The organism is Marinobacter sp. R17 (assembly GCF_003789045.1).
GTDB lineage: Bacteria > Pseudomonadota > Gammaproteobacteria > Pseudomonadales > Oleiphilaceae > Marinobacter_A > Marinobacter_A mangrovi.
Genome location: NZ_RHGZ01000019.1, coordinates 67,918 through 93,573, shown reverse-complemented (window position 1 = coordinate 93,573; position 25,656 = coordinate 67,918). Strand labels below are relative to the sequence as shown.

Here is a 25,656-nt window from a genome sequence, read left to right as displayed (position 1 = left end):
GTGCTGGAGGGGATGAACAATAAAATCAAGGTGATCAAGCGGATGGCGTACGGCTACCGGGATAACGACTACTTCTTCCTGAAAATCAAAGCCGCTTTTCCCGGTAAAGTGCGATGAACCTTTTTTTTGTGGCTGGAAAACAAGGTCGAGGTCGGCCCACGCTTCCGCCCAGGCCGGCAGTCTTGGGATCAGGGGGAAATGACCCGACGGAATGGCGGCAGGGCATCCAGCAGGAGCTGGCCATAGCGGCGGGTGACGATGCGGCGATCCAGAATGGTGATGCGGCCCGTGTCCTGCTCCGTTCGCAACAGGCGGCCGGCGGCCTGTACCAGGCGGATGGAGGCATCCGGCACGGTGATTTCCATGAACGGGTTGCCACCCCGGGCCGTGACCCACTCCGCCAGGCTGGCGTCGATGGGATCGTCGGGCACGGCAAACGGCAGTCGGGTGATCACCACGTGCTGCAGGTAGTCGCCCGGCAGGTCAATCCCTTCGGCAAAGCTGGCCACACCGAACAGCACGCTGCGCTGACCGGCGTCAATGCGTTCTCGGTGATGCCGCAGCACCTCGCCTTTCGCCATGTCGTCCTGGGTGGTGATGAGTTCCGGCCATTCCGGGGACAGCTTGTCCCGCACCGCGTTCATCTGGCGGCGTGAGGTGAACAATACCAACGTGGCCAGGCCGTCTTCCCAAAGCTGCGGCAAACGCTCCACCAGGGCCCCGGTGAAGGCATCCGCATCCGTGGGCAGCGCTGACATCGCCGGCACTTCCACCGAGGCCATATCCCCATAGCGGAAGGCGCTGGGCACCACCAGGTAGTTGCTGGCTTCCGGCAGTCCGGCCCGGCTGCGCAGGCGATCGAACTTGCCCAGTGCCGTCAGCGTGGCGCTGGTCAGGATGACCCCGTAAGCACGCGACCACAGCCGACCGTACAACAGGCTATCGGCCAGGACCGGGCTGCTGAAGAACGTGATGTCTTCGCTGTGATCGAACCGCTGCCGTACCGCCCAGCGTGCCGGGGGCGGCCCCCGGTCCTCGCGTGCCGCCTGCCACGCCATCCAGAGGCGGTGCTGGTCCTCTGCCCGGCTGTGCAGGCTGCCGACGACCGGGAACCAGGCCTCGCCGGTCTGGCGGTCGACGTCATGCTCCCGCTTGTCATCGAACGCTTTCTGCATTTCGTCGGCCAGAACGCCCAGCTGCCGGGTCAGCGTTGCGCTGGCCGTACCGGCTTCAACCGCCGCCCTGGCCATATCCTCGGGAAGTTCCCCATCCGGATAACGCCACTGGGCGGTGTTGCGCTCATCCTCGAACGTCCACTCGATGGTCTTGTCCGCCAGCTCAAAGACCTGCCCCAGCAAGGTATCGTAGTCGCGGGAGGCTTCGCTGATCCGATCGAGCGTTTTGGAGGCGTGTGATACCGGCGCGAGATGCGGCTTCATCTTCACGATGACCTGGGACAGCTGCTTCAACCAGCTGCGGGTCCCGTTCAGGGACACCGACGCGGCAAAGTGGTTGAGCGCCTTGTCAGGCAGATGGTGGGCCTCATCGAAGATGAAGATGGCCTCTTCCGGCTTGGGCAGGATGGCCCCGCCGCCGAGCGCCAGATCCGCCAGCACGAGATCGTGGTTGGCAACGATCACATCCACCTCGTCAACGCCCTTGCGGGCCTCGAAGAAGGCGCAGGTGTCGAAGTAGCTGCAATGGCGGTTGGTACACTGCCGATGGTCGGTGGTGACCTGGCGCCAGATGTCATCCGGAATCTGCTGCGGCCAGTGGTCCCGGTCGCCGTCCCAATTGCGGGAGGCGTACTGGCCCAGCATTTCCTCGAAAAATTCCCGGGTGCCCGGCTCGTCTTCCTGCTCCTTGTCCAGCAGGAACAGCGGCATGGTATCGCTGTCCTGAACGCCCTCGTCGTGCAGGCGCCCCTCCAGGCGCGACAGGCACAGGTAACGGCCCCGACCCTTGGCCAGCGTCCAGTCGAAATCAATCTTGGTGTGCTTGCGCAGGTCCGGCAGGTCCTTCTGGACGATCTGATCCTGCAGGGCGACCGTGGCTGTGGAAATCACCAGCTTCTTGCCCAACGCTTGGGCCATGGGAATGGCGGCGAGCAGGTAGGCCAGCGTCTTGCCGGTACCGGTGCCCGCTTCCACCACGCAGGCCGACGCCGGCGAGGTGCGCTCGCCGTCACCCTCGGTGATGCCACCCAGGTAGCGGGCGATCTCCGCAATCATCAGCCGCTGGCCATAGCGGGCCTTGACGGACTTGCCGCTGAGAAGATCCCGGTAACCCTGCTGGATACGCTGTTTGACGTCGTCGTTCAGAGGCATCAGCGGGGACTGGTCCAATCGCGGACGACACCGACCCGGAAGGTCTCGCCGTAGGCACTGAGAATCACGCCGTCGGAGGTGATCGCCTCCACCCGGATGCCGGAGAAACTGTCACCCGGCCGCAGGTAGTTGCCATTGATCATGACCCGCCGGGCCGCCGGATCCGACGCGTAGATGTGACTGCTGAAATGCAGGTCCGGAATCTTGCGCTGGAACGCGATCGGCTTCTCGACCAGATGCTCCACCGGCGGCCCGTCGGCAAAATCAAAGCTGGAGGCCGGCAGCGCCGGCGTCGATGCATCCGGCTGGGACGGTACGATGAGCGTCGGCTCGTCCGAAGCGGTGGAGGCACCAACTGCTTCCGGGTACTCCGTCTCGGCGTAGGTCTGCGCCGGCTCTTCCCGGGAGGTGGACGGCGTGATCACCGTGGGCGCCTCATCCTGCGTGTCAGCGGCCGCCTGCTGTTGAGGCTGCGCAGCCGGCTTCGACTCTTCCGGCGCCACAGCCTGGGTCGCCGCTTCTTTTGCACTGACCTTGGGCGTTTCATCAGCCACAGGCGACGCGGAGGCCTGCTTATCGACAGAACTGGCCAGGAAGCCACTACCCGGCCAGAAAATGGCCGCCAGGATCAGGCCATTGAAAACCAGGGCGATGGCCACCCAGCCACCGACGGGCATAGACCGGCGACGCGGTTTATGCACCATCTGCACGGATTGGGCGAGATCCGGCACCCGACCCTGCTGCCGGTCGCTCTCGGACTTGCGGAGCGCATCGAGAATGTACGACATGCGATCAGTGAACCTCCGCCGTCTGACGGCGCGCGGGTGAAAGTCGTGGGATTGAGGGATAGAGATCGGAATTCATCTGGATCAGTGTCTTGGCTCCGGCAATCCCGTCCGGTATCAGGCCATTGAGCGACTGATACCAGACGATCTGATCTTTCAGGCTGGCCGCCATCAGCTCATCCTGCTTGGTGATGTTACTCTCCAGCGTACTGATCAACTGCATCAGCTTGGCGCTCAGCCAGGCTTCCTCGCCGACGGCCTCGTCATTCGGGACCAGGCTGGACCGGTACGGCGGCAGGCGCCAGACCAGGGAATAATCCCCCAGCCAGTAGCGATCCACCAGGTCCGTGGACAATTTGAGTGTCTGCTCGCCCAGCACCAGCTTGGCTTCGCCACCCTCCAGCGCGATCAGCGTGGCGTAGCGCGGATCGCCCTTGTCATCGAACAGCTTCAGGATAACCGGTCGGTTGAGCTGTTCGATGCTGCGCCAGTTCCCCTGCCGGTGCAGACAGCTCAACCCCACGGTCTCGGCAAAATCGCAGGCGTAATGGTACTGGCCCGCATCGTAATCGAAGCCCCAGCGCGAAAACAGCTGTGTATAGGCCTCGACCTGACTGCGGCCCGCGTCGTCAAGCAGGGACAGCCAGTTCGGAGGCACATTGCCGTCACCGTTGGCCCCGTTGGGATTGCCGGTAAACGGCTGCTCTGCCACGGCGCGGACCACTTCGCCACCGGACGAGGCAGCGGTTTCGGTGGCTTCGGCGGACTCTTCAGCCGCATCGGCGACAGCGTCGCCGTCGGCCGTTTCGGGATCCGCTACGACCTTGGCCTCAGTCGACGGCGCTATCTCCTTTTCGGGCACTTCAGCGGCCGTCGCTGTTTCCGCCACCGGTTCTGACGTGCCCGGGCTTAACGGATCAATCGCGCTCCAGCCCAGGAAAAGCACCACCATCAGACAGGCGGCGGCCGCGGCGACGTAGCGTAATTTCAGCTTATTGATCGGCAGCCTCGGGTGCGGGCGCCCCAGCACTTCCCGGGCGGCCTGGGCAATGTGGTCACGGTTAACTTCGTGTGTCCCTTCGGAATAGGCCCCCAACAGCGCCCGATCGCAAATCAGGTTGATGACGCGCGGAATCCCCCCGCTCAGACGATAGAGCTGGGCCATGCGGGCCGAATTAAAGAATTCACTGCGCTGCCCCGCCACGCTCAGGCGATAACGCAGGTAGGCCGGCAGTTCGCTGCGATCGATGGCATCCAGGTGGTATCGTGCCGTGACCCGCTGGGCGAGTTGCCGCAGCTCCCTAGTCTCGAGCATTTCCTGAAGTTCGGGCTGGCCCAGCAGGACAATCTGCAACAGCTTTTTCTCGGCGGTTTCCAGATTGGTGAGCAAGCGCAGTTGCTCCAGCACATCCGCCGACAGGTTCTGGGCCTCGTCGATGATCAGTACCTGGTGCCGGCCACGGGCGTGGGCATCCAGCAGGTGCTGGTTCACCAGATCGATCAGGCGCTTGATGGTGCTGCCGGCGGGATGGCGAATACCGAGCTCATCGCAGATGCTGGACAGCAACTCGCGGGCTGACAACCGCGGATTCAGCACCAGGGCAATATCCACGTTCTCGGGCACGTTCTCGATGAAGCAGCGGCAGACGGTGGTTTTGCCGGTGCCGACTTCGCCGGTGATGACAATAAACCCGCCCTGCCCCTGAACGCCATACATCAGGTGCGCCAATGCTTCTTTGTGCCGTTCGCTCAAATAGAGATAACGGGGATCCGGCGCAATCGAGAAGGGAGGTTCCCGAAAGCCGAAAAACTCGTAGTACATGGGTGTCCAGTCTGTCACGGGATATTGCCAGGAACCCCGTATGATACCGTCCCGCTCTTATCACTGTCACCACGTGTCGTGCTCTTCGGCGTCTTTCTGTGACCCAGGCAATTCGAGCTCAACGCCTGCCTTCACGTCAGGCAGGTTTCGGAATGCAACTCAGGTTTCCTGGGAAGAAACCAACCGCAGATCCCCACGTCGACTCTGCATCTGATCACGCACTCTCTGGATACACCGCTCCAGCGTCTTCGAGATCTTGGCGTGTGACCGAATCATGGAGATCTTGGGCCAGGTCGCCCGCTCCCCTTCCAGCATCATCTGGCGAATGAACGCCGGCGATGGGTTGGACAGCATCTGCGAGTAGTGGCGCCAGGAATAATGCGGCGCGATGGTGATGTCCCCGGAATAACGCTGGGCCATGATGGTATACAGGTGGCCGGCCACCTGACGGAACAGCTCCGGTTGCACCCGCTTGCGCAGGTAGTCGAACAGCCCGGTGCCGTGGAACTGCACCTCGGACTTCAGGACGTGCATGGGCAGGTTCAGCAGGCCCAGTTTTTCATCCCGGCCCCGCCGGTTCAGGAACGGCACCACATGCGGGTTGCTCTGACTGACGATCGTGTAATTGACGTCGTACAGGTGCATCAATCGTTCGATGGGCAGATCGCTGACAACCGAACCGTCGACGAACTTGAGACGGGGCATGTAAGGCAACACGGCCCCCTGCAGGTCTTTCTTCATCAAGGTCACCGGCGGGAAGATGCCCGGCACGGCCGCCGAGGCCAGCGCGGCGCTCCAGACCAGCAGATAAGGCGAGGTGTACCCGCACAACAGCCGGGATTTCTGGTTGGCCTGTACCGGAGAAACGCTGATGTTGATCGAACGACCGGTCCGGTCGAAGGCTTCCTCAAACGTATACTCGCCCATATTCGCGCGTAAATTGGCCAGCAGCTGCTTCTGGTCCATAAAACCCTGGCCGTTGAGTCCGCGCAGCAGACCGTTCCATTTCCAGGCCTTGAGGTGATGGGTTTCCGGATTGAACAGGTCGGGGATTTCAGCGTCGGTGTGCGTGCCCAGGATACCGGCCACGATCGCGCCCACGCTGGAGCCGGCAATCGTCTGGGGCAACAGGCCCCGCTCCCAGAGCGCCTTGATCACCCCCAGGTGAAACGTCCCCAGGGAAGCGCCACCGCTTAGAAGCAGTGCGGGCCGGCCGTAGCTGGTCAGGGTGTCCTGGAAAAAGCGGAGTTTGGCCTCGGGAATGAATCCCGGGATCGGCTGGTCGCAGAGAAAATCCAGGGATTCGCAGACCTGATTGATGTAGGTCTCGATCAGGTGTTTGGTACCCACCCGTGAACGGCTGTAAAGCGCCGGGTTCCCCATATTGCCGAGATCGTGGTGCAACCCTTCGCGCAGCGCCCGCCGCAGTCGCTCGTAATCCTGGTTCTGGTGGTATTCCCGCAGGTGGGTCAGGCGGTCGTAGATGAGCTCATAGTGATAGAGATCCGACGGATTCTCTTCCTTCCATTCGACGTTGCCCTCGAGGTAGTCCAACTCCAGGGCCGCGGCCTTCCACATCTCGTAGTTCGGCGCCTGGGCCAGGCGCTTGCGATACTTTTCGATCTTGCCGGCTGCAATCATCATGGTCCCCTGGCGGAGCCAACGCCAACGCCTTGCAATCGGCTATCGGCTTGACCTAGAAATTGTCGAGCATCACATCGTCATCGTCGTTGGCAAACGGGTCGCTTTTAACTTTGCCATCGTTGATCAGGAATTGCCGACGCTGGAGGTAGGCGTTCCTGACAAAAGTGTAGCTGTCGCCCGAGATAAAACTTTCTGCCGGAATCAGATCGGCCCGCTTGTCCACAATTTGCAGTCCGCGCATGTAGTAATTTTCCGGGCTCTCGATGTAATCCCAGGTGCTGGGCATCACCGTCAGGTCGCCGACCAGGCCACCGAAATCACGACCGGTCGAGGGCCCCAGGAACGGCAGGACCAGATAGGGCCCGCTACCCACACCCCAGTAGCCGAGGGTTTGGCCGAGATCCTCGGGACGCTCAGGTAGATCAAACGCCGTGCCCACGTCAATCAGACCGCCAAGACCAAATGTGGTGTTGTAGGTGAATCGACCCAGCGCGACCACCGCGGATTCCCCTTTCAACTGCAGCACGCTGTTGACGAAATTATTCAGCTCGCCAAGATTCGTGAAGAAGTTGGTCACGCCCTTGTCGACAAAATCCGGCGTAATAAACCGGTAGCCCTCGGCCACCGGGCGCAGGAACCAGTCGTCGATGAACTCGTTGAACGCATAGACGTTTCGGTTCCAGCCCTCCCAGGGATCGCGCTCATCCTTGGGACCCTTACTTTGCTGGGCCAGCGCGTGATTGGCGGCGAGAAAGGTCAGTAAAACCAGTGCAACACGCCCATGGCGGGCTCCGGCGAAAGCAGTCAGGAATTTCATTTAGCAGCCTGATATTTTGACTTCAAACAAGTTTTATCGAAAATAGCCCGTCGCGCCGGATACGGTCATCCGCATATACCGCAATTGAAGCTGCCTCGAATAGCGTCTTTTGACGTTGGCGGGCAACCGGAACAACAGCTCCGATGAGGGAAACAAGCCATGTCAGAATTCGGAAAACGGGGAGCCTCGCAGTCACTCCAAATCGCCTCTGCACGCTCTGAAGGCTGTAGCTGCAAGGCGCAGTTCGCCGGGAATGGCTGCCCCCTTGCCAAGAGCTGCAACGCCGCAGATGCTGTCTTCAGAGCGTGCCCCATGGGGCGCTCTGAGCGATCCACACTCTACGTTGCGACTTTTTGAAAGGCAACCAGCCTTCCTGCAAAGTCGCGCCTTGACTGTGACCCGCTCTGAGCGCCAGAGGCGATTTGGAGTGACTGCGAGGCTCCCTATCCACTCCCTGGACATCCCCATGCGTTGGGGAGATATGGATGCCTATGGGCACGCCAACAATACGGTTTATTTCCGCTTTTTTGAAGAAGCCCGTATCACGTGGCTGGGTTCTGAGAACCTGCGCAACCTTCCGGACGGTACGGGGCCGGTCATCATCAAGACCAGCGCCACCTTCCTGAAGGAACTGAACTATCCGGCCACCGTGACCGTCAGTACCTATGCCGGCAAAGCGGGCAACAGCAGCCTGGAGACGTTCTACACGCTTCACGACAGCGCCACCGGCGACAAGTACGCCGAGGGCTACGCCAAGATCGTCTGGTTCGACCACCAAACGAGGAAGTCGACACGGCTGCCCGACAGATTACGCGCACTGGCGGCAGAATAAATGCCTGATCCTGCCGAATTTGCGGGCAATCCTCGCCCGGATTGGGTTCATCCAAGAAAAAACCCGCCTGCTCAACAGGCGGGTTTCACAACGTTTCAGACCGATCAGCGCTTCCGGATCACAACGCTGCCAATCGAATAACCCGCCCCGAAGGAACAGATCACACCCAGATCGCCGCTGACCAGGTCATCGCGATGCAGATGGAAAGCGATGATCGAGCCCGCGGAGCTGGTATTGGCGTATTCATCGAGGATCACCGGCGCTTCCTCGATGGTCGCGTCCCGGCCCAGCACGCGCCGTGCAATCAACTGGTTCATGTTGAGGTTGGCCTGATGCAGCCACATCCGGCGCAGGTCTTCCGGCTCTAATTCCAGACTGGCCAGATGGCCCTGGATGGTCTCAGCCACCAGCGGTGAGACTTCCTTGAACACCTTGCGGCCTTGCTGGATAAAGAGCTTGTCCGGCTTGCCAATGCCCTCTTCGGCGCCCCGATTGAGGAAGCCAAAGTTGTTCCGTATGTTGTTGGAGAACTGCGTCTTCAGGCGCGTGCCCAGAATATCGAAGCCCTGTCCGTCAGCAACGCGATCTTCGCGCTCGACCAGAATTGCCGTGCAGGCATCCCCGAAGATGAAGTGGCTGTCCCGGTCGCGGAAATTCAGATGGCCGGAACAGATCTCCGGGCTGATCACCAACACGGCGTTGGCAGTACCGTTCTCGACGGCGTTCGCCGCTGCCTGCAGGCCGAACGTGGCGGAGCTACAGGCCACGTTCACGTCATAAGCAAACCCGTCGATGCCCAGCGCCGCCTGAACCTCGATGGAAATAGCCGGGTACGGGCGCTGCATGTTCGAACAGGCGACAATCACCGCATCCACGTCGTCTGCATTGCGACCGGCCTGTTCCAGCGCCTGCCTGGCCGCCACCACGGACATGTCACACTGAACGTTGGGCTCGTCGTTGGCGCGCTCGGGAATCCGCGGACACATGCGCTCGGGATCCAGGATGCCATCCTTGTCGATCACATGGCGCCGCTTGATGCCGGAGGCCTTTTCAATAAATTCCGGTGCCGACGGCAGCAGGGCCTCGCATTCTCCGCGTTCGATCTCTTCCGCATGATCCCGGTTAAAGCGTTCGACATAGGCATTGAACGCGTCGACCAGTTCTTCGTTATCGATATACGCTGGCGGGGTATACAGCCCGGTTCCGCTGATGACGGCTTTGATCACGTGACACTCCAGAATTCAGATGTAATTGCACCAAATAGTAACACACAGAGCCTGTTCTGCAGCCGCAACGACGCATCCTGGAGCACTTTGCGGAGGGACAGGCCGGCGTCAGGTGCTCACCTTTTCCCATTGCCGGTCCAGGCGCTGGACCGATACGGTTGTGGCCGTCCCCAACTGCTGCGCGAAAAACGACACCCGGTATTCTTCCAGCATCCACCGATACCGCAGCAGTTCAGGGTCACTGAGACGCTGCTTTTCGTGGGCGTCGCGACGCTTGGCGTAGCGGGACCAGAGCCCTTCGAACTCGTGCAGGAAGGTCCGCTCGCGCCCCATCTCCCGCGGCATTTTCTCCAGGCGGACCTCAACGGCGTCCAGGTAGCGCGGGAAATGCGCCAGCCATTCGCCCGGCGTGGCCACCAGGAATCCTGGATAGATCAACTGGGACAGCTGGAATTTCACATCCGCCATGCTGTTGGCCAGCGCCAGGGGAATCTTGCCTTTGAGCTGCTTCATCAAGCCGTTGTAGGTCTTGAGAATGGCGTGCACCAATCGCGTCCGCTCTTCCAGGTACGGGATGAAGTCGCCGCGATGCGCGTCGAAAAGCGTGTCGAACGCCGCTTTATCACGCGGCAAGCTCTCGGCCAGGAAATGATCAATGACCGATGAGATCAACAGGTCGTCCCGCAGTGACTCGGCCTTGCCCACCGGCGCAAACAGCAGCGCCGCGCTCTTGAACTCGGGCAGCTTGCGTTCGATGCCGTCCAGCGTACTGCCGAACCGGTTGACGATCAGTCTCGCGACACCGCGTTCGGTGACCCGCCGACTCGTCAGCGGATCCAGGCAACGAATGGGACGCACCTGTCGACCCAGGTCCTCCAGGGCCGGATAAACCCGCACACGCATGCCGCCCTTCTCGGTGTCGACCGATTCGGGCAGCGATCCGAAGGCCCAGTGTTCGGCGGGCTCGCTGTCTTTGGTCGGACCGGTCTCCGGCGCCTGTGACAGCGCTTCTTCCGCCCGGCCTTCCAGGCGCGACTGGATATCAGTAACGTCCCGCCCCTCGGCCAGCTTGCCACCCTGGTCGTCAACGACCCGGATATTCATCTGAAGGTGGGCCGGCAGCTCGATGCCCTGCCAGGCTTCCGGATCAATACGAACACCGGTCATGCGGCGCAGCTGATCCGCCAGCTTCTCGGTCAACGGTTCGTTGGACGGTGTCATGTTGGCCAGCGCGGCATCCACAAAATCCGGGACCGGCACGAAATTCCGGCGGATGGCCTTGGGCAGCCCTTTCACCAGATGGATACATTTCTCCCGCAGCAGCCCCGGTACCAGCCAGTCGACCCGATGGGCCGGCACCTGTTTCAGGGCCATCAGGGGGACCTGCAGGGTGACGCCATCGTCCTGGCTGGTGGGCTCGAACTGGTAGCTCAACGGGTAATGGACGCCTTCCCACTGCAGCTCGTCGGGGTACTCTGTCTCCAGTCCCGCATCCGGATCGCGCTGGAGAATATCCGCTTCGGTCAGCTCAAGCGCCTTGATCTCACTGGCAGAAAGCTCTTTCCACCAGGTTTCGAAGTGTTGACCGCTCACCACCGAATCCGGCAGACGCTCGTGGTAGAAAGCCACCAGCGTTTCTTCATCGACCAGCAAATCCCGACGGCGGGACTTGCGCTCCATACCCTCGACCGTGTCCAGCATCTCCCGGTTGTGGCGAATAAACGGCGCCCGGGTGCTGTAATCGCCCTCAACCAGCGCCCGCCGGATGTACAGCTGGCGCGCTTCCGCGGGGTCCACCTTGGCGTAGCCAATACGCCGGCGGGGTACGATGTCCAGCCCGTAAAGGCTGACTTTTTCGTAGCCCACCACCTGGGCGCGCTTGCGTTCCCAGTGGGGTTCGAAGTAATGACGCTTCACCACATGCCCGGCCAGCGGCTCGACCCACTCCGGTTCGATACGGGCCAGCATGCGCGCAAACACCCGGCTGGTTTCGACAATCTCCGCCGCGACAATCCATTTCGGTGTCGTCTTCGCCACCTTGGAGCCGGGGAACAGCATCACCTTACGATTGCGGGTCGCCAGATACTCCCGCTTTTCATACTTGGTGGCCACCTGCCCCAGCAGACCGGAAAGAATGGCCTTGTGCAGTGCCTCGTAGCTGGCCGTCCTGGTGTTGACCGGCAGCTTTTGATCCCGGCACAGCAACGTCAGTTGGCGATGGACGTCCCGCCACTCCCGCATCCGCATGTAGGACAGGAACGACTTCTGGCACAGACGGCGCAACTGGTTCTGGGACAGGTCCTGGCGCTGCTCTTCGTAAACATTCCAGATATTGAGCAGGGTGACGAAATCCGATTCCTTGTCGTTGAACGGCGCGTGGGCCTGATCGGCCGCCTGCTGCTTGTCCTGCGGGCGCTCCCGCGGGTCCTGAACGCTCAAGCCGGCGATGACCACCAGCACCTCGGCCAGACTGCCCTGCTCGGCGCCGGCCACCAGCATTCGCGCCAGACGCGGGTCGACCGGCAGGCGTGCCATGGTCCGGCCCAGCTTGGTCAGCTGACGCTTCGGGTTCACCGCACCCAGCTCTTCGAGCAGCTTGTAACCGTCGTTGACCAGGCGATTGTCGGGCGCTTCCAAAAACGGGAAATTGCGAATATCACCCAGACCGGACACCGCCATCTGCAGGATGACCGAGGCCAGGTTGGTCCGGAGGATCTCGGGATCGGTGTACTCCGGGCGGCTCAGGAAGTCGGCTTCGTCGTAAAGACGGAAACAGATACCCGGCGCCACCCGGCCGCAGCGTCCTTTGCGCTGATTGGCGCTGGCCTGGGAAATCGGTTCCACAGGCAGACGCTGGATCTTCGAACGCACGCTGTAGCGACTGATGCGGGCGACGCCGGTATCGATCACGTAACGAATACCGGGCACGGTCAGCGACGTTTCCGCCACGTTGGTGGACAGCACAATCCGGCGCCCGGCGTGACCCTGGAAGATCCGGTTCTGTTCGCGGGCACTTAATCGGGAATACAGCGGCAGGACTTCCGTGTGGCGTAGATCCGCATGACGCAACGCCTTGCTCATCTCGCGGATTTCACGCTCGCCGGGCAGGAACACCAGCACGTCGCCCGGACGTTGCCCGCTGCTGCGTTCGTGGGCTTCAATCTCCTCCAGCGCTTCCACCACACCGTCGGACCAGCCCTGGTCCTTGTCGTCATCCTCGCCCACCAGCGGGCGATAGCGCACTTCCACCGGGTAAGTCCGCCCGGAGACTTCAATCACCGGCGCATCGCTGAAAAACGCACTGAACCGGTCCACCTCGATGGTGGCCGACGTAATGACGATCTTGAGATCAGGGCGCTTCGACAACAGGTTGCGCAGGTAACCCAGCAGAAAATCGATGTTCAGGCTGCGCTCGTGGGCCTCGTCGATAATCAACGTGTCGTAGCGATCCAGGAAGCGGTCGTGCTGGATCTCGGACAGCAGGATGCCGTCGGTCATGACCTTGATCAGCGAATCGGCGCTGGTGTTGTCGGTGAATCGGACCTGATAACCCACGCGCTGACCCACCTGCTCACCGATTTCCTCGGCAATCCGGGATGACACGCTGCGCGCCGCCAGACGCCGGGGTTGGGTATGACCGATCAGGCCGCGGGTTCCGCGCCCGGCCTCAAGACAGATCTTGGGGATCTGGGTGGTTTTGCCCGACCCGGTTTCCCCGGCCACGATCACCACCTGATGATGATCCAGGGCCTCCCGAATATCCGCTACCCGTTCAGAGACCGGAAGCTCCGGGGGATACTCGATTCGCGGGCGCAAATCGACCCGACGTTGATAGTCCGCCTCGCCCTCTTCCAGCCAGCGCAGAATCTTCGCGCGGTCCGCTTCGCCGGGACGGCCCTTGCTGCGCGCCAGCTGTTTCTTGATGCGCGCCACGTAACGCTGGGGCATCGCCGCAAAGCGGGCATCCAGAGCCGGACCTGTGGGGATATCGGTGGAGGATTCAGGGCTGATCGTCTTGCTCATTGAACCTGCTGGTTATGGATTGGAACGGGAAAATTCTGGAGAACACGATAACAGATCCGTAAAGCCATCGGTCTCATCAACAAAAAACCCTGTCGCCGGCCGGACCGGGACAGGGTTTTCGCGCTCGCGGAGCGGTTATTCCGCGGTCGCTTCGTCGCGCAGTTCCCGACGCAGGATCTTGCCAACGTTGGTTTTCGGCAGCTCGTCCCGGAACTCGAAGAACTTGGGCACCTTGTAAGCCGTCAGGCGCTCACGACAGAACTCCTTCAGTTCGGACTCCTTCAGGTCCGGCGACTTGCTGACCAGGAAGACCTTCACGGCCTCACCGCTCTTCTCGTCGGCCACGCCCACAGCGGCGCATTCAACGACCTGCGGGTGGCTGGAGACAACGTCTTCGATTTCATTCGGGAACACGTTGAAGCCGGAGACGATGATCATGTCCTTCTTGCGGTCCACGATCCGGATATACCCGTCTTCCTGGATCAGGGCAATGTCACCACTGCGGTAGAAACCGTCTTCGGTGAACGACTTCTTGGTCTCTTCCGGACGTTGCCAGTAGCCCTTCATGACCTGCGGGCCTTTCACACACAGCTCGCCCGGCTCACCGATCGGTGTTTCGTTGCCTTCATCGTCGATGGTCTTGATCTGGGTCGAGCAGATCGGCAGGCCGATCGTGCCCAGCTGGATCGCGCTCGGCGGGTTGAAGGTCACCACCGGGGAGGTTTCGGTCATGCCGTAGCCTTCGGTGATTTCACAGCCAGTGACCTGCTTCCAGAGCTTGGCGGTGGAACTGGTCAAAGCCATACCGCCGGATGCCGTCATCTTCAGCGCACTGAAGTCCAGACTCTTGAACTCCTCGTTGTTGCACAGGGCAACGAACAGGGTGTTCAGCCCCAGGAACGAGGTGAACTTGTAGTTCTTGATTTCCTTGACGAAACCCGCAATGTCACGCGGGTTGGGAATCAGCACGCTGTGGGCGCCGGATTCCAGCATGATGCCGCAGTTCAGGGTGAAGGAGTAAATGTGGTAGAGCGGCAGCGGCGCAATGACAATCTCTTTGCCCTCTTCCACGTTGTCTTCCATCATCGGGCGGGTCTGCAGCAGGTTGGCGACCAGGTTGCCCTGGGTCAGCATGGCGCCCTTGGCCACACCGGTGGTGCCGCCGGTGTACTGCAGAACGGCGATATCATCACGCTTGACGGCAACCGGCGTCAGCTTGCACTTGGCGCCAGCGCTCAGCACCTTGGGCAGACCGTGTGCGTTCGGCAGGTTGTATTCCGGCACCATCTTCTTCAGGTATTTGACCGCCGCGTTCATCAGCTTGCGCTTGAGCGGTTTATGCATGTCCGCGATTTCGGTGACGATGACATGCTCGATGCCGGTATGCGGCAGGACTTTCTCGACCTTGTCCGCCATGTTGGCCAGCACCACCAATGCTTTGGCACCGGAGTCGTTGAACTGGTGCTCCATTTCCCGCTCGGTGTACAGCGGGTTGGTGTTGACGACGATCAAACCCGCGCGCATGGCGCCGAAAACCGCGACCGGATACTGGGTCACGTTCGGCATTTGCATGGCGATGCGATCGCCGGGCTTGAGATTGGTCTTGTTCTGGATCCAGGCGGCAAAATTGCGGGACTGGGTATCGAGATCCCGATAGGTCAGCGTCACACCAAGGGCACTGAACGCAGGGCGATCGGCAAATCTCTTAACGGCCGAATCAAACACGTCGAGCATGCTCTCGTATTTGTTCAGATCGATCTCGTTCTTGACCCCGGGTGGATATTTATCCTGGTAGAACTGCTCCAAATCCATCACACCATCTCCTGTGTATTGCAATTATGCTTGTAGTGACTGAGGTGTCTTATTCTTCGTGTCTGTGTTTTCGTATTCTGCCTGATCGTGGTCGTTGTGCGGTGGTGTTGCACGCTGGCTGCTCTTCTTTTTGGCTGTCGTTCCGCGGGAAGCGCGACAGATGCAGTCCAGTTCAAGCAAGGCACCCCTGAACCCTCTCGAGGGGCTATGCAGAGGTCCCTTTACCCACAAAAAGTGACGAGAGAATACCAGTTTTCAATGAAATGAGGTAGACGGCACAGACATCCACGCAAAAGCCTGTCCCCGTTGGCACGACCTCGAAAATTCGAGAGCTGGCGCACAAAATTTGGCCTCTATGCTCTATCGTTGAAATGTACACTCAGTGTATTGATTTCGATCATCCACCGTTTGCAGGAAGCCCCCGTGACCCAGCTGATCACTGCGCCCCATCCTCTCGAAACCGACACCAATCGGGTCACCACCGAAGCAGCCCGGACACCCCTGCAGGCGCCGGATGGCCATCGCATTCCTGTGTACACCTGGGAAGCCTCTGAGCCGCGCGCGGTGATTCATATTGCCCACGGCATGGCCGAGCACGCCCAGCGCTACCGGCATCTGGCCCGGGACCTGAACCGGCAGGGTTACACCGTCGTCGCCCACGACCATCGCGGACATGGCCCCGCCACGCCGGATGACGAGCTCGGGCATTATGCCGACGACAACGGATGGCAGCAGGTGATGGACGACCTGGGCCAGGTCCAGCAGTGGATCCGCCAGCGCTATGCCAACCTGCCCTGCTATCTGCTCGGCCACAGCATGGGGTCGTTTATCGCGCAGGGCTACCTGACCCGTTCCACCGAGACGTCCTGGCCCGCGGGCCTGATCCTGTCGGGGTCCAATCGGGATTCGAGGATCAAGCTTCAGGCCCTGCGATGGATTGTGGCGCTGGCGACCCGATTCCGCGGGCCTCATGAGCGAAGTCCTCTTGTCAGGGACCTGACCTTCGGCGCCTTTGGCAAGCAGGTGCCCAACGCCAGGACCGAATTTGACTGGCTGACCACGGACGACCGTGCGGTCAAGGACTACCTGAACGACCCCTATTGCGGCTTCGACTGCACCAACCGGCTCTGGTCGGACCTGGGTGGCGGACTGGCTGCCCTGCTCCGGCGCGGTTGTCTGGAGCGAATTCCGGCCCAGTTGCCCATCCTGATCGTGTCCGGCGCGGAAGATCCCGTTGGCGAGCGTGGCAAGGGAACTCGACGGCTGGCCAAAGCCTATCGAAACTCCGGCCATACCGACGTGACCTGCCTGGTGTTCGAAGGCATGCGACATGAGCCCTTCAATGAGCAGAATCGCTCCCAGGTTGTGGACGCATTGACGACATGGCTTGCCCGGCACCGACCGACTCCGCATAATCCCACCAAGAGCCCATAACAAAAACACAATGGCGCACTGACGTATGGAACGTCATCGATCAGGGACTTCTCAGGACTGAGACACATGGAAAATCTGGAAAACATCGTCTATGACGAGCTGCATGTCGGCGATACCGCCGTCTACACCCGTTCGCTGACGGAAGAAGAGCTGGTGCTGTTTGCCGCTGTCTCCGGCGACGTGAACCCGGTCCACCTGGACCCGGCCTTTGCCGCCAACAGCATGTTCAAGGAGCGGATTGCCCACGGCATGTGGAGCGGTTCGTTGATTTCCGCAGCGCTGGCGACGGTGATGCCCGGCCCCGGCACGATCTACCTGGAGCAGAGCCTCAACTTCAAGCGCCCGGTCAAGCTCGACGATACCCTGACCGTCAAACTGACGGTTGCCAGCAAGGACCGCAGGAACCGGGTTACCATCGACTGTGTGGTGACCAACCAGCGGGGTGAGGATGTGGTTGTCGGCGAAGCGAAAGTGATCGCGCCCACCGAGAAAATGTCACTGCCCAAACCCCAGCTGCCACGCATCACCATCGGCTGAACGCCGCCTGATCAGGACGGCAGGAAATTGATCGGGAAGCGCACTGTACGCGTCTCGACATCCGCCGCGCCGAAATTGAACAGGCGCACACGCATGACGATTTTCTGCTCCAGCGCCGGGGCATTCAGCTCCGAGCTGACGACCCGGCAGTTGGACACGTGTCCGTCCGGCTCAACCGTGACCTCCAGCAGCACTTCACCTTCAAGTGCAGGATTCTTTCGCAACGCTCTGTTGTACAAAGAGAACAGAACCGACTTCTGCTGATCGAAGACGCGCCGTATGTTAGCCATCGAACGTTCTGCCGGCCCCGGCTCCGGGGCGGCTTTTGGCCGGGGTTTCGAGGGCTTGGCCGACGCCGGCGCGTCGACCTGTTTGACCTGGTGCTCCGCCAGGGCCACCTGCTCGGTCGGCCCTTTCACGTCCTTAATCCCCTCGCTGCGTTGCAGCGCATCAGACTCCACCGTCTTTGTCGCGACAGAGGCTGCTTCCGTCTCGACATTCGCCGACAGACGGGGATCACGGGATTCCTTCGCCAAAGACTGCATTGCCGAGAAATCTTCCGATAACGCCATCAGGCCTGACTTGGCAGCCACGGCTCTTGCCTGCTCCGCGGTTTGTTTTGGCGGCTCTGCGGGGGCGACCGGTTTCGGCTCGGGCTTGATGACCGGCTCGGGTTTCGGCTGTGGCTTGGGTGCCGATGTGGGTTCAGGCTGAGGCTTCGCCTCTGGCTCGGGTTTGGGCTTTTCAGGCTCCGGTTTGACCACGGGTTTGGGTTCCGGCTTTTCCTGGATCAAACGAGCCAACTGCGGCGGCAACTGCTCCTGGGTCTGACGATCCGGCTCGGGCAGTTCAATGCGCGGAATCCAGAAGGCCAGCGGCACGAACACCGCGAGGAACAGCAGCAGCGATAACCCCAGTCGCAACCGCTCGCCCGGCTCCCGATCCCAGGGAAGGCGCAACGTCACGCTGCCGGCGCCGGTCGTTGCCAACGCCGCCTGATGCACATCGATCCGGCTACCCATTGGCCGCCCCTGATTCGACAGCGTCATGCTCCACCGCCAGCCGAACCCGCCGGTAATCGGCATCAACACAGGTTTGCATGATACGGCGCAGGTTGCGATAAGCCGTGCCCTGATCGGCCATCACGGTAATTTCGAGCCCCTCCTGTGGCACCGCGTCCCGGCGCTGTTTCTGGTGTTGCAGCTCATTGAACAGGCCCGCAATGCGGTCCTCCTCGGCGCCCAATGCTTCGAGGCGGGCGACTTCGCGACCCTGAACGCGGATCGAGTCACCGCTCACCTCAATCAGGAGCGCTTCTTCGCCGGGTGTCTCCGCGGTGGAGAGGGGTAATGACACATCGCTCGCCTGCTGCATCACCTTCACGTCGGATGAATTCACCATCAAAAAGAACACGAGGATGGTGAAAATATCCATGAGCGACACGAGATTCAGGCCACCGGCCCGATGCATACGGCTGTAATGGCGCTGGATCCGGCGAGCCCGACGGGACGACTTCATGGGCGGCCTCCGGTGACGTGAGAGTCCATCACAGCGCTGATCTGCAGCTCGTCCGGTGCGTCGCCCAATGACACATCCGGAAACAGCTCGGCCTCGACCGCGCTGGCCGCCACCACGGCGGGATAGGAGCGAACCGTGTCCATGGCCGTAACCAGCGTCTGGTAGTCCACCGCCTCGCCAAGACGCAGGACGATGTCGGTTTTATCCGGCATGCGCTGCTTGATCGCCTTGAGGGTGACCTTGAGACCGGCAAAGTCCTGTTGCCCCTCTTTCAATGGCAGGTTACGTATCGTGCCTCGTTCGCTGTCGGCGACCCGCATTCCGCTGGGCACCACCATGACTTCCAGGCGGAACTGATCCGGATCGGGCACCTCGCCCTTTGCCAGCCCCGGGAAATCCAGTTCGATCATCCGGATCTGGGTAAACACCATCCCCAGCAGCAGGACCGGCACCAGCACGATCATCAGATTCATGAAGGCGGTGATATCCAGCTCAGGGGTGCTGTTCAGTCGACGGTGTCTGCGTCGCATGGCCATGCGATCCCTGTCAGGAGGCCTGAGCCTGGTGTTCGGAAACGGTGTTCAGGAACTTGACGCCCGCCATTTCAAAGCTGTCCACCAGTTCATTGGTGCGGGTCTGCAACAACGCGTGGAACAGCAACAAGGGAATCGCCGCCATCAGGCCGAAGGCCGTCGTGTTCATCGCGACGGAAATACTCTGGGACAACAGCGTAGCCTTCTCGGCGGGATCGGCATTGGCGACCGCGGTAAAGGCAGCAATCAGGCCGATGATGGTGCCCAGCAGGCCCAGCAGCGTGGACACATTCGCCAGTGTGGCAAGGTACTGGGTCCGTTTTTCCAGGCGGGGCAACACTTCCATCAACCCCTCTTCCATAGCGTACTCAATGTCTTCACGGCGCTGGTTGCCCAGCAGGCGCCCCAACCCGGCGCCCAGGATGCCGGCGATCGCGCTGCTGGAACTGTTGGCCGCCTGCATCGCCCGTTTGTAATCCCGTTTCTGCAGCAGCGGCAGGATGCCCGTCTCGAACGCCCGCCGGTTGGCGCGGCGCACCATCGCCAGATAGGCAAAGCGTTCCAGCGCAATCGCCAGGCCGACGATCAGCACCAGCGCGATGGGATACATGAACGGGCCGCCGTTCTGGAAAAAGCGAATGATGGTTTCAAGCATGGGTGTGCTCCGCGGTCTACGGGTCTTGTTGTTGGCGTCCCTGAATGCCGGCGTGACTCCGTCGGCGATCAGGGGCGTCTTTATTCAGTTGAATCGGCTACCGGTGCCCCACTCCGATGGGGTCACTCAGAGGGTCCAGCGTCCGGCGAAATTCGCTGTGGCGCTTCAGCGCGTAGGGATCCACCGGATCCAGCAGGCCGTCGGGTGCCAGCCGAAGCGGCTCGCGGTTGCGCCGGGACACGGTGGGCGGCTGCCAGGGCAGGATATTCAGGACACGGGGATAGTCGTCGTCCGCCTGTACCGAAATCCCCTTCACCGTCAGCGCAACCGGGTCCTTCGACGGCGACGATGCCTTTTCAGGCGCCGCGCCAGCGCAAACCGGTACACCTGTGCCAATCGCTGCAACCCAGCATGCCAGTATTGGTGCCCGAAAAACGCGATGGATATCAAAGATCGCCATATCAGTTCACCCGTCGTTCCAGATCCGCGATCCAGCCGGAGACCTGGGCCTTGCGGTCGTCGGTCAGTGACTGGTAGGTGCGGTAGTGGTCCAGGGCCATGGGTAAATCCAGCAGATAAAGTTCCGCCAGCACCGCCAGGTTGAAGTGCAGTTGCGGTGAATCCGGGTGTTGCGCGAGCGCCGTCTGCAGCAGATCGCGGGCCTCGGTGAACTGCCCCTGCTCCTCCAGCATCAGCGCCAGGTTGTTGGCCGCCATGGATTCGGCCGGATCCAGTGCCAGCGCTGCCCGATAAGCCGCCATCGCCGACTGTGGCTGCTCTTCCTGTTGCAGGATCCATCCCAGCCGTGCCGCGGCCACGGCGCTGTCCGGCCGTTCTTCGCGCAACTGACGCAGGCGCTGTTCCGCACCCGCGAGATCACCGGCCGCACTGCGTTTGAGCGCGTCGTCCAGCAGGGCGGCCTGGGCTTCTGTCAGAGGCTCGACAACCTTCGGCGTCGCCTTCGCTGGCGTTGCCCGGGAGCCGCCCCCGGAACCGGGATGGGACGCGCAACCGCTCACAAGCAGGGCCAACGCCAACAAAACGGCATGCAACCGGTATCCCGCCGGGCCATTACTGCGTATCGGCGCGGGCATAATCCACCTCCCCTCGGGTCCAGTTGATCCATTCCGCATCCCGCTTGTAGCGTCCCGGGAACATTTGCCCCAGTACGTCCAGGCTGCGACGCACCCACGCGTTGTAGACGCCATCGGCGATGAGCTGGTGATTGCGGGCGTGCAGGTCGATCGCCTTCTCCTCGAACGGGTAAGCCTGCTCTTCCAGCAGGACGCCGTATTGGGCCTGTTCCAGCTCGTTCAGGGTGTCCGGGCGCTGGGAATCCATGATGTCCCGCGCCAAGGTGCGGAACAGTTCGGCTTCGCCATACAGGGCTCGGGAGCGATCCGTGTCATCGCCCAGCTTGCGCGCCTCGTCGTATCGCCCCACGGCCGCTTCGAGCGCCCGGCGCTTGGCCTTCAGTGACTGTTTCAGCGGCAAGTCGAGCGTGATCCCATTGAAGCGCTCGGCCTCCTGATCCGCCAGCACCAGCGCCGCATCCGCCGCCCAGGCCAGGGTGTCCGGTGAGTGCCACTCGCTGTCGAGCTCCTGTTCCAGCAAGGCCTGGCGCATGACCGGCGCGGACGACGACGCGGTGATGAGCTGGTGTCGCAGGCGCTGCTGGCGAACATGTTCGTCGGCATCACGCGGTGTCGGCGCCTGGGCCAGGTAATCGCTGATGATCGCGTGTGCCCGGCCCGGGTCTCCGGCGTCCAGCAGCAAGTTGGCTGCTGTTAGGCGATCGTCCCAGGGTTCCGGCTCGTTTTCGGCGCGCTGGAGCAGTTCATCCGCCGCCTGGGCGGGTTGCCCGGCCGACGTGTAGGCCAGCACCAGCTTACTGCTGACGCCTGCCGTTAAACCGGCATCGGGATAGTCGCGGCGAAAACCCTGCAAGGCATCGACAGCCGCGGCCCATTGATCCGACTCAAGCATCATGGTGGCGGCATCGTAGCGGGCCTTCATGGCGATGTCCGCGTCCGGCTTGACGCTCGGGATACGCTGGAGGGAGGCAATGGCCTGCGCCGTCTCACCGTCGGCCTCCTGGGCTTCGGCCTGCCGGTAGATGGAACGAGCCAACTGGTTGCGGGTGTCGGACGCTTCCCCGGCGGACATCGGGCGACGGTCCGACGCGGCCAGGTCCAGAGCCCGCCGGTAAGCCTGTTCCGCCTCGGCGTATTGATGGGCCTGATACGCAATCTGACCCAACACCAGATAGGCCGCTCGCTGATCTTCAGCGGCTGCTTGACCGGACTCCGTCACCTGCAGCGCTTCCCGACGAGCTTCAGCGTGGTTGCCCGCCAGCAGCAGGCGATTCGAAAGATCGGCCTGCGCCGGCGTGACCCTTTTATCCGACGGGAACGCTTGCGCAAATCGGTCGACGGCGTCTGTCAGTGACGCGTCTCCCGCCGGCGACGGCTGCTTGCGATACTCCAGCACAGCGGCCCAGGCGGCATCCGCCGCATCGTCATAGCCGGGGGCCTGGTAGCCCGCCTTTTCATAAAAGGCGGTGGCCTTTGCTCCGTCACCAGCCTGGAGCCAGGCATCACCGGCCAGACGCCAGAATCGACCAGGGTCAGTCGAGGTGCCCGCCTGAGCGTTCACATCGCCCAGACGACCGTAGTAGCGCCCGGCACCGGCAAATCCGCTTGAGCCGCCACCGGATTGCTGACCGGCCGCATGGTACAGCGTATCCGCCACCTGCCCGGCCAAATCCCGCCACGTGGTCTGCTCGTCGCTGGACAGTGCGGCGTAGGCGGCAGGCGTCGCGTATGCCTGCACGTAATCTTCCCGGGCCTCGCGCGCCTCCTGATCAAACCCGCCGGCTTCCCAGACCGCCACAATCTGGGCCCGCATGGCGGCCGTCCGGGGATGTTCCGGATTCCGGTCGATGAAATGCCGGTTGACGGCGGCGCTGTCGGCGTAACGCTGCTTGGCCAGGTAATAATCCGCCAGCCGGTCGTAAAGCAGATAATCGTAGGATCGCCCGCCTTCACGAGCGAGCATCTGGTCCAGGGTCCGGGCGCCGTCGCGCTGGGCCGCCATTAACGCCAGAATGCGGAAGGTATCGTTCACCAGATCCTCGCTTCCGCCGGCCAGGGCCGTAAAATTGTCGGACCGGTCCCGATAGCCATCCAGCACGGTCAGGAAGGTGTGACTGGCCCGCTCCGGGACCTGCTGCTTGTACTGGCTCCAACCGAGCATGTACAGCGCCTTCTGTTGCAGGTCAGGATGCTTGCCATCGTCGATGACCCGCTGGTACGCCTGTTCGGCTTCGGCGTAGGCCCCGCGGGAGAAGGCATCCTCGGCAATCCGGAAGCGGGACTCGGTCGCCAGAGCGGACTGCGGATACAGTCCCACCAGCTGTCGAAGGCGTTTGATGGATTGCTCGTCCTCCCCGATGAAGGCATAGGCCTTGGCGGTCTGGTACAGCAGCTCATCCAGCCGGCCCTGATAGCGCCCCTCGCTGACAATCATCTCGTAGCTTTTCAGCGCTTCCCGATAGATCACCGCTTCCTGCTGCGGGGACAGTTCCAGGCTGGCGCCGGCCCGGGAATGCAGGTTGGTCAGCCGGTGCAGCGCGTCAATGCGGACTTCCGGTTCTTCCGCTTCCTCGAACAATCGCTTATAACGCCGTGCGACCTCCTTTACCGAGATGGCCGGCAACGTTTGGGACGACATCTCCAGAAAGATCGGGCGCATCTCGCCAATGGTTTCGCCGTCCTCGCCGAGATTCACCTGGAAACTGCCTTTCTCGCCGGCGCCGTAACCGCACATTGGAAACAGCAGGCACAGGAGAGCCACTCTCAACCGCCGGTTCATTGATCACCTCCGGTCTTGACGGGTGCAGCGTCATTCAGGGCCAGGTGCTCATAAAGATGGGCCAGTTGCTGTTCGCTGCGATCCAGGTGCGCGCTCATTTGCGATGCCTGGTCGTCGATGAATGCCATCAGATGCTGATCCAATTCACCGCCCGCTTTTTGGCGCTGCGTTTCTACCCGGGTGAGCAGCGTCCGGGCCTCGGAGCGGGCCGCGCCCACCCGGCTCAGCAGTTTGCGGAACCGGTCCGGTGTCTGACTCAGTTCACTGTCGAAGCGCTGGTAAGCCGCCTTTGCGGCGTCGAGCGAGTGAGCAATCGAAGCAACGTGCCGCGCATGCTCCCGGCGGGCTCGGTCAAACCCTTCCTGGGCTTTCCACGTGAGCACCCCTTCCAGGCGATCCAGGCGCGCCTGTTCTTCCGGTGTCAGTTTTTTTTGCGACCGGATCTGTCGAATCTGTGCCAATTTGTCCGCGGTCTCGCCGGTTGCCAGATCCGCAACCTGGCCCTTTTCGCCGGCATCGCCCAACCGGGCCTGCAAGGCCTGGAGTCGCTGATTCAGTTGCTGTATCCCCTGACCGACCTCGGCGATTTTCGCGCGACTGCCCTGGCGGGACACCTGCTTGAGTCGCCGCGTCAGCATGCCCTCGAAAACGTCCAAATCCGACAGTCGGCGCTTTAACTGCTGTTCCATGCGAGTCAATTCAGCGACATCCCGGACGGCCTGCTGGGCCTCAGGGCGCTCCATAAACTGCATGAGATAGGCCAGGCGCGGTTGGGTCAGGGTCTTGCTGTCCGCCAGGAACCATTCCACGTCGTCCCGGCCGGCGGAGCGGACCATCGCCTCATAGCCACCCTGCTCCTGGATTTGCGTGCGCAACGTGCGCAGGGTCACCAACTCGCCTTCAAAAGCGGAGATGGCAGCCAGATAGGCTTCGCCGGCCTGCCCCAGGTAGCCGGATTCGTCGTAACCGCGGCCCATGCCCAGCCAGGCATCGGCCGCGCCGGGAAAGCCCAACGGGAATTTTCGGGCGCGGTGCCAGGACTGCATGGCGGTGCGGTAGTTGTCCTTGCGGGCCAGGGCTAAGCCATGAAGATAGAGGGCCTGCGGGGTGTAATAGCCGTTCAGGGAGACCTTGTTGAGGAAAGAGAGCGCCTTGTCCGGCTCGTCGCTGCGCAAAGCCAGGTAACCGGCCGTCACCTGGATATGCTGGAGCAGTTCAGGATAGCGGGTGGCCTCCTGATCGCCCAGCATCGCACGCGCCACCCTGAGTGCGATCAGGCTGCGCGCGGTGTCGGTGTCCTGGCGGGCGTATGCGGTCGCCAGATTCAGGTAGCCCATCGCTGCCCAATAGCCGTCCTGGCTCTTGCTCAGGATCTGTCCCGCCCGATCGTAAGCCTCCGAATCGATCGCATCCTCCGCGAGAAGGTAGGCCGCCTCCTGCCCCTCGGGTCCTCTCGAACGCCGCATCAGCGTGCTCAGCGCGTCGTTGGCTGCCGGGCGATCGCCCAACTGACGCTGGCTCTTGGCCAGGGCCAATAACGCGGGATCGGACAGTGTCTGGCCGGCATTTCGTACCGCCATCAATGCGTTGCGGGCTTCGTTGGCGACACCCATGTGAGCCAACGCTTCGCCTCTTAACATGCTGGCTTCTGGCGATCCATCGTTCCAGATCTCATGCAGTGCGCGATCCGTGTCACCCACCAGCAGCTCATAACGGGCCACATCACGGATTTGCTTGCTTTGACTTCCGGCGTCCGCCCAGGCCAGACCGGAGGGCAGCAAGGCGGCGACGAGCAGGAGCGACAGCGCAGATCTCATG

General features: G+C 61.8%; 20 protein-coding genes. 4 read left to right on the top strand and 16 right to left on the bottom strand.

Features of this window, described 5'->3' with window-relative positions; genetic code table 11:
* On the top strand, positions 1 to 117 hold a 117-nt coding region (locus tag EB809_RS14170), incomplete at its 5' end, for a transposase (RefSeq protein WP_148079186.1).
* 71 nt (positions 118 to 188) lie between these two features.
* Here EB809_RS14170 and dinG read toward each other — a convergent pair.
* The 5 genes from dinG to EB809_RS14145 form a co-directional block, all read right to left on the bottom strand.
* Positions 189 to 2,327, bottom strand: a complete 2,139-nt coding sequence (gene dinG / locus EB809_RS14165) for an ATP-dependent DNA helicase DinG (protein ID WP_123635479.1) — start codon at positions 2,325 to 2,327, stop codon at positions 189 to 191.
* The gene (locus tag EB809_RS14160; RefSeq protein WP_123635478.1) at positions 2,327 to 3,115 is read right to left on the bottom strand and encodes a general secretion pathway protein GspB; all 789 of its coding nucleotides are present in this window, start codon (positions 3,113 to 3,115) and stop codon (positions 2,327 to 2,329) included. The genes dinG and EB809_RS14160 overlap by 1 nt, the downstream gene beginning before the upstream one ends.
* Positions 3,116 to 3,119: 4 nt before the next feature.
* Positions 3,120 to 4,934, bottom strand: coding sequence for an ExeA family protein (locus EB809_RS14155; RefSeq protein ID WP_123635487.1), 1,815 nt, complete (start codon positions 4,932 to 4,934; stop codon positions 3,120 to 3,122).
* A gap of 159 nt (positions 4,935 to 5,093) precedes the next feature.
* On the bottom strand, positions 5,094 to 6,578 hold the full coding sequence (locus tag EB809_RS14150; RefSeq protein WP_223807971.1) for a DUF3336 domain-containing protein: 1,485 nt from the start codon (positions 6,576 to 6,578) through the stop codon (positions 5,094 to 5,096).
* Between the two features lie 52 nt (positions 6,579 to 6,630).
* A complete protein-coding gene (locus EB809_RS14145) occupies positions 6,631 to 7,395 on the bottom strand; it encodes a VacJ family lipoprotein (protein ID WP_123635477.1) in 765 nt (254 codons plus the stop codon).
* Between the two features lie 466 nt (positions 7,396 to 7,861).
* Between EB809_RS14145 and EB809_RS14140 the strand changes: the two genes are divergently transcribed.
* Positions 7,862 to 8,227 carry an acyl-CoA thioesterase gene (locus tag EB809_RS14140; RefSeq protein ID WP_223807970.1) on the top strand — a complete coding sequence of 122 codons (366 nt, stop codon included), beginning with the start codon at positions 7,862 to 7,864 and terminating at the stop codon, positions 8,225 to 8,227.
* 104 nt (positions 8,228 to 8,331) lie between these two features.
* Here EB809_RS14140 and EB809_RS14135 read toward each other — a convergent pair whose 3' ends face one another.
* The 3 genes from EB809_RS14135 to EB809_RS14125 form a co-directional block, all read right to left on the bottom strand.
* Positions 8,332 to 9,453, bottom strand: a complete 1,122-nt coding sequence (locus EB809_RS14135) for a beta-ketoacyl-ACP synthase III (protein ID WP_123635476.1) — start codon at positions 9,451 to 9,453, stop codon at positions 8,332 to 8,334.
* Between the two features lie 108 nt (positions 9,454 to 9,561).
* The gene (gene hrpA, locus EB809_RS14130) at positions 9,562 to 13,476 is read right to left on the bottom strand and encodes an ATP-dependent RNA helicase HrpA (RefSeq protein ID WP_190294914.1); all 3,915 of its coding nucleotides are present in this window, start codon (positions 13,474 to 13,476) and stop codon (positions 9,562 to 9,564) included.
* A 135-nt stretch (positions 13,477 to 13,611) separates the two neighbouring features.
* On the bottom strand, positions 13,612 to 15,288 hold the full coding sequence (locus EB809_RS14125) for an AMP-binding protein (protein WP_123635475.1): 1,677 nt from the start codon (positions 15,286 to 15,288) through the stop codon (positions 13,612 to 13,614).
* 423 nt (positions 15,289 to 15,711) lie between these two features.
* Here EB809_RS14125 and EB809_RS14120 point away from each other — a divergent pair, with 423 nt between their 5' ends.
* Together EB809_RS14120 and EB809_RS14115 are read left to right on the top strand one after the other, a co-directional pair.
* A complete protein-coding gene (locus tag EB809_RS14120) occupies positions 15,712 to 16,722 on the top strand; it encodes an alpha/beta hydrolase (RefSeq protein WP_123635474.1) in 1,011 nt (336 codons plus the stop codon).
* A 66-nt stretch (positions 16,723 to 16,788) separates the two neighbouring features.
* A complete protein-coding gene (locus EB809_RS14115; RefSeq protein ID WP_123635473.1) occupies positions 16,789 to 17,259 on the top strand; it encodes a MaoC/PaaZ C-terminal domain-containing protein in 471 nt (156 codons plus the stop codon).
* Positions 17,260 to 17,270: 11 nt separating this feature from the next.
* On the opposite strand, the gene EB809_RS21180 is transcribed toward EB809_RS14115, so the two are convergent.
* The 8 genes from EB809_RS21180 to EB809_RS14075 all read right to left on the bottom strand — a co-directional run bounded on the left by EB809_RS21180 (position 17,271) and on the right by EB809_RS14075 (position 25,655).
* Entirely contained in the window at positions 17,271 to 18,308 is a 1,038-nt protein-coding gene (locus tag EB809_RS21180; RefSeq protein ID WP_263316993.1) for a TonB family protein, read from the bottom strand.
* A complete protein-coding gene (locus tag EB809_RS14105) occupies positions 18,274 to 18,777 on the bottom strand; it encodes an ExbD/TolR family protein (RefSeq protein ID WP_123635472.1) in 504 nt (167 codons plus the stop codon). Before EB809_RS14105 ends, EB809_RS21180 begins: the two co-directional genes overlap by 35 nt.
* Positions 18,774 to 19,307 (bottom strand): ExbD/TolR family protein, encoded by a 534-nt coding sequence (locus EB809_RS14100; RefSeq protein WP_123635471.1) that lies wholly within the window; start codon positions 19,305 to 19,307, stop codon positions 18,774 to 18,776. Before EB809_RS14100 ends, EB809_RS14105 begins: the two co-directional genes overlap by 4 nt.
* 16 nt (positions 19,308 to 19,323) lie before the next feature.
* Entirely contained in the window at positions 19,324 to 19,965 is a 642-nt protein-coding gene (locus tag EB809_RS14095; protein ID WP_123635470.1) for a MotA/TolQ/ExbB proton channel family protein, read from the bottom strand.
* 97 nt (positions 19,966 to 20,062) lie between these two features.
* Positions 20,063 to 20,425 (bottom strand): hypothetical protein, encoded by a 363-nt coding sequence (locus tag EB809_RS14090; protein ID WP_123635469.1) that lies wholly within the window; start codon positions 20,423 to 20,425, stop codon positions 20,063 to 20,065.
* A gap of 1 nt (position 20,426) precedes the next feature.
* Positions 20,427 to 21,059: a tetratricopeptide repeat protein gene (locus tag EB809_RS14085; RefSeq protein ID WP_190294913.1), complete on the bottom strand. Its 633-nt coding sequence runs from the start codon at positions 21,057 to 21,059 to the stop codon at positions 20,427 to 20,429.
* The gene (locus EB809_RS14080; protein ID WP_123635467.1) at positions 21,037 to 23,838 is read right to left on the bottom strand and encodes a tetratricopeptide repeat protein; all 2,802 of its coding nucleotides are present in this window, start codon (positions 23,836 to 23,838) and stop codon (positions 21,037 to 21,039) included. The genes EB809_RS14085 and EB809_RS14080 overlap by 23 nt, the downstream gene beginning before the upstream one ends.
* Positions 23,835 to 25,655: a tetratricopeptide repeat protein gene (locus EB809_RS14075; RefSeq protein WP_123635466.1), complete on the bottom strand. Its 1,821-nt coding sequence runs from the start codon at positions 25,653 to 25,655 to the stop codon at positions 23,835 to 23,837. The genes EB809_RS14080 and EB809_RS14075 overlap by 4 nt, the downstream gene beginning before the upstream one ends.
* Position 25,656: the final 1 nt, after the last annotated feature.

What these genes read in the sequence shown, in the direction of transcription:
- EB809_RS14125 (WP_123635475.1), bottom strand. Translation starts at nt 15,288, where the DNA reads ATGGATTTGGAGCAGTTCTACCAGGATAAATATCCACCCGGGGTCAAG.
- EB809_RS14140 (WP_223807970.1), top strand. Translation starts at nt 7,862, where the DNA reads ATGCGTTGGGGAGATATGGATGCCTATGGGCACGCCAACAATACGGTT.
- EB809_RS14090 (WP_123635469.1), bottom strand. Translation starts at nt 20,425, where the DNA reads ATGGCGATCTTTGATATCCATCGCGTTTTTCGGGCACCAATACTGGCA.
- EB809_RS14075 (WP_123635466.1), bottom strand. Translation starts at nt 25,655, where the DNA reads ATGAGATCTGCGCTGTCGCTCCTGCTCGTCGCCGCCTTGCTGCCCTCC.
- EB809_RS14155 (WP_123635487.1), bottom strand. Translation starts at nt 4,934, where the DNA reads ATGTACTACGAGTTTTTCGGCTTTCGGGAACCTCCCTTCTCGATTGCG.
- EB809_RS14095 (WP_123635470.1), bottom strand. Translation starts at nt 19,965, where the DNA reads ATGCTTGAAACCATCATTCGCTTTTTCCAGAACGGCGGCCCGTTCATG.
- EB809_RS14105 (WP_123635472.1), bottom strand. Translation starts at nt 18,777, where the DNA reads ATGAAGTCGTCCCGTCGGGCTCGCCGGATCCAGCGCCATTACAGCCGT.
- EB809_RS14145 (WP_123635477.1), bottom strand. Translation starts at nt 7,395, where the DNA reads ATGAAATTCCTGACTGCTTTCGCCGGAGCCCGCCATGGGCGTGTTGCA.
- dinG (WP_123635479.1), bottom strand. Translation starts at nt 2,327, where the DNA reads ATGCCTCTGAACGACGACGTCAAACAGCGTATCCAGCAGGGTTACCGG.
- EB809_RS14150 (WP_223807971.1), bottom strand. Translation starts at nt 6,578, where the DNA reads ATGATGATTGCAGCCGGCAAGATCGAAAAGTATCGCAAGCGCCTGGCC.
- EB809_RS14100 (WP_123635471.1), bottom strand. Translation starts at nt 19,307, where the DNA reads ATGCGACGCAGACACCGTCGACTGAACAGCACCCCTGAGCTGGATATC.
- EB809_RS21180 (WP_263316993.1), bottom strand. Translation starts at nt 18,308, where the DNA reads ATGACGCTGTCGAATCAGGGGCGGCCAATGGGTAGCCGGATCGATGTG.
- hrpA (WP_190294914.1), bottom strand. Translation starts at nt 13,476, where the DNA reads ATGAGCAAGACGATCAGCCCTGAATCCTCCACCGATATCCCCACAGGT.
- EB809_RS14115 (WP_123635473.1), top strand. Translation starts at nt 16,789, where the DNA reads ATGGAAAATCTGGAAAACATCGTCTATGACGAGCTGCATGTCGGCGAT.
- EB809_RS14085 (WP_190294913.1), bottom strand. Translation starts at nt 21,059, where the DNA reads ATGCCCGCGCCGATACGCAGTAATGGCCCGGCGGGATACCGGTTGCAT.
- EB809_RS14080 (WP_123635467.1), bottom strand. Translation starts at nt 23,838, where the DNA reads ATGAACCGGCGGTTGAGAGTGGCTCTCCTGTGCCTGCTGTTTCCAATG.
- EB809_RS14160 (WP_123635478.1), bottom strand. Translation starts at nt 3,115, where the DNA reads ATGTCGTACATTCTCGATGCGCTCCGCAAGTCCGAGAGCGACCGGCAG.